Origin of the sequence: Roseovarius aestuarii, from assembly GCF_019966515.1 — a bacterium.
Lineage (GTDB): Bacteria > Pseudomonadota > Alphaproteobacteria > Rhodobacterales > Rhodobacteraceae > Roseovarius > Roseovarius aestuarii.
In genome coordinates, this window is sequence record NZ_JAIMIB010000054.1 from 1 (window position 1) to 2667 (window position 2667).

Sequence of the window (2667 nt, forward strand, 5' to 3'; positions counted from 1 at the left end):
TTCTTAACAAAACCCTAATGATTTCTTAAGCTTGGAACACAGCTGATAAAATCGGCGTTATCCCGCCTGTATTATGTGTCCCGCTTATCCGTCATCAAATGGTTTGGAATATGATCTTTTAATCGGCTTGTGAGGACCAAACTCTTTATTGTTTCAATATTTGGTTGTGTTCTGTTGCTAAGGCAGGTGGCATTTATGGATTATCTGTATCTTAATCTTAATTCTGGGTCTGAGGTTGGAAGCAGACGACCGAGATTGTCAGTTTTTCGATACTTTGGTAGTAGTAATTGCTGTTGTGATAGTGGAGCCGCCGGCCACCTGCGAGTTTTGTATTCCAGCATATGTGGTTCTTGAAAGTATGGTGTCAGCGATCGATATCTCCTTGTGATTGCGGATGGTTCTGCGCACATCGAATGTGACTCATCTCTTGTTCTTCCAACACCTAAGCTCCCTGGAGATGTACTCCCAGCCACTGTCGCTGAGTGGCTGGGGCTTGTGAACGATAGTGGCTTGGTAAAATATTCAATCAGGGTTTTCGGAGTTAAGAACACCAACTGTTAAAAATACTGTTCCGCTAGGAGCTCCTTCGATTTCAAGCATAGTTCGTTTTTCAAGGTGAACACCTATGCAGCCAAGAATGTTGCGTGCAGAAATTTCCGAGTCTGCCACAACCCAGCCTTGTGCTTGGTCAGCAAGCAGAAGATTATGACATATACGGAATTGGAATAACATTTTCGCAATATCAATCATCAAAACTAATTTTCGTTGAACAACAACATTGTTTTCTATGTCTGGCGAATCTTTGAGCGATCACGAGGAAACAAAATACAATAACTAATTACCGTACTAGAGCGCAGAAAGTTAATGATATTACTCAATGAGAAAAAGTTATCTAATACTTAACTTTTTTCCTTAAAAATGGCAACTGGTGAAGGACATCACCCACTAAACTGATCAACTTAGAACTACTGAAAAAATATCCCCCAAAAAGTTCTCTAACTTTTTGGGGGAAAATACGGCGAGACTAAATATCAAACAGAGTCGAAGCGTACTAAGAGAGTCCTGATGAGTAACTTACATTCATACAGCAGTCGCCAGTTGTTTCTTCTCGAATTTTGAATTGGCAAAGAAAAGCTCCATCTCCATTTGAGACATATTGGCCAATTTGAGAAGCTCAGAATAGACGTCTTCGTTAAACTGCCAGAGACCGACCCCTATCGTTTCAGCCCCGTAAGTTTTCTGTCCAACAACAAACGGACTGGTTCGAAGAACTCGATAGACCCTCTCCATTTTCTGATCAAAAACCCCAATCAAGTTTTGTATTCCAAATTCTTGTAAGAATTTTCCTCCCGCAGCCAAGAGCTTTGGTGCCGTTTTCCGATTACCTGCCTTGGAAACACAAAAACGACTGCATTCCCACATAAGTCTACTTCTGAAGATAATCCCGCCGGTAACATCGCTAAAATGATCGTTAACCATAGTTCGGCCAATAGTAGGTAACAGTCTCATAGAACCCTGATGTTGGCCATTTTCTGACTGTACAATCACGTAGACAGGATCCAAGGAGTCATATTCGTCTAGCTCTTCACCCTCGTCGTTTACTTCTACATCCCATTGCAGCCTAGTTGAAAACTGAAATGCTCTATCTTGGAACATGGTTTTTCTTAATACATGATGTTGTTGCAAGTCCGATGATTTTAGAAAGCGGATCATTGGTTTCCTCTCGAGTTTACTACTGCAAGTGGAAAGTCTCTGATTATTAATAATTATATCCTGACCGAAGGTTCGGTAGCTTTAGGATTTGGAAACATCGGTGAACAAGTTGTAAATCTGTCCAAATTCAACACCGATCGGATATATTTGAAGGATTGAGTAGCAAACGAAGATGATCCCCCATTATTAGAGGGGCGGGTTGCTTTCAGTTTCTGTATCGGGGTCATTCCTCCGATCCCTATGTTTGGTCTTTCGTTGTTGCAGGTCCAGAGCCAGCGTTTGGCGTGATCCTGCACCTCTTCGATGCTGTTGAAGTGTTGTCAGCCGAGCCATTCTGTCCAGACAGTTCGATTGTATCGCTCGACATAGGCGTTTTGCTGCGGCTTGCCTGGTTGGATGTATATCAAGCCAATCCCGAACTTCTCAGCCCAGGTTTGGAGCCGACCATGCGTATAGCCAAGGGTTTGCGGCGCTACACTATTACACGCACAATGGGCATCGGCATTAGTCCGGAAATCAAGTGTAGTCAGCGAGTCCCTTGCTTGCCGTCAGCGCGCAGAAGGCTGCGACGAGACACGAAACACAAATCGCGGGGACGGCATATCCAAACTCCATCTCTGCGAGTATGGCAACCGTCGCAATGCCGCCGAGCCTTGCAAAGGTGATGTCCAAGCTTGTCGAGACTGCGCTCATCCCCTTCGGTGCGAACCTCAGGACCAATTGCGTTGACGGCGCATTGCTGCACGCCAAACCCGAACCGACAAGAACCGACGACAAGATGACGAGAAAGAGGTTCTCGTTATAGTATGAAAGCGGAAATCCGGCGATGATGAGGAGCGGCGCAGCAATCATAATCGTCCTGATATGCGGGCTGTCGACCATGTTTCGCAACAGAGTACTTAAGCCGGAGAAAGTCAGCCACATCACTGACAGCACCAAGCCGACGCCGGCAGT

At 44.9% G+C, this 2667-nt stretch carries 2 protein-coding genes and 2 pseudogenes; all 4 read right to left on the reverse strand.

All coding sequences use genetic code 11. The features are described 5' to 3' along the window. Positions 1 to 522 precede the first annotated feature (522 nt). Positions 523 to 750, reverse strand: a complete 228-nt coding sequence (locus LC334_RS22915) for a hypothetical protein (protein WP_139836479.1) — start codon at positions 748 to 750, stop codon at positions 523 to 525. Between the two features lie 330 nt (positions 751 to 1080). Further along, a complete protein-coding gene (locus tag LC334_RS22920) occupies positions 1081 to 1713 on the reverse strand; it encodes an acyl-homoserine-lactone synthase (RefSeq protein WP_085801733.1) in 633 nt (210 codons plus the stop codon). Positions 1714 to 1916: 203 nt separating this feature from the next. Further along, a pseudogene (locus LC334_RS22925) lies at positions 1917 to 2168 on the reverse strand (integrase core domain-containing protein); the annotation flags it as partial. A gap of 61 nt (positions 2169 to 2229) precedes the next feature. After that, a pseudogene (locus LC334_RS22930) lies at positions 2230 to 2667 on the reverse strand (MFS transporter); the annotation flags it as partial.

Bases quoted from the DNA above. Each gene is read 5' to 3' on its own strand.
- LC334_RS22915 (WP_139836479.1), bottom strand. From the start codon at position 750: ATGATTGATATTGCGAAAATGTTATTCCAATTCCGTATATGTCATAAT.
- LC334_RS22920 (WP_085801733.1), bottom strand. From the start codon at position 1,713: ATGATCCGCTTTCTAAAATCATCGGACTTGCAACAACATCATGTATTA.